1 protein-coding gene is annotated in these 593 nt (G+C 42.3%); it reads left to right on the top strand.

All coding sequences use genetic code 11. The features are described from left to right. On the top strand, positions 1-593 hold a 593-nt coding region (locus tag GMD6S_RS09995; protein ID WP_000319979.1), incomplete at both ends, for an HAD-IC family P-type ATPase.

Here is a 593-nt window from a genome sequence, read left to right as displayed (position 1 = left end):
ACCTATTTCTTCGGAGCCTATGAATTTCTAGGCTTTACCCAGCCGATGGATGCCTACTATGAAAATCTAAAACAGCAAGGTTTTCGAATCTTGACACTCGCTCATAGCAAGGACCAGATTACTACCCCAGCCAATATGGAATTACTAGGTAACGTCGTTCTGTCAGATGAGATTAAGGATAATACCAAGGAAACCTTTGACTATTTCGAGTCTCAGGGAGTGGAAGTAAAGATTATCAGTGGAGATAATCATGTGGCTGTATATGGGGTTGCTCGTAAGGCAGGTTTTAAAGAAGAAGCCCGTGCGATTGATATGACCAAGGTGAGTGATGAGAACTTTGAAAGAGTGGTTTTGGAGCATGATATCTTTGGTCGCGTGACACCAGAGCAGAAAGAAAAGATGGTGACCGTTTTGCAGAATGCTGGGAAAACAGTCGCCATGAGTGGTGATGGTGTCAATGATGTTCTGGCTCTCAAAAAAGCAGATATTAGTTTTGCTATGAATGGAGCCACCAGTGCAGCAAAAAGCGTCTCCAATATTGTTTTTCTCACAGATGACTTTGCAGTATTTTATGATATCTTGATGGAAGGACG

The sequence above is a fragment of the Streptococcus sp. GMD6S genome (assembly GCF_000297015.1).
This window is presented reverse-complemented; position numbering and strand designations above follow the sequence as displayed.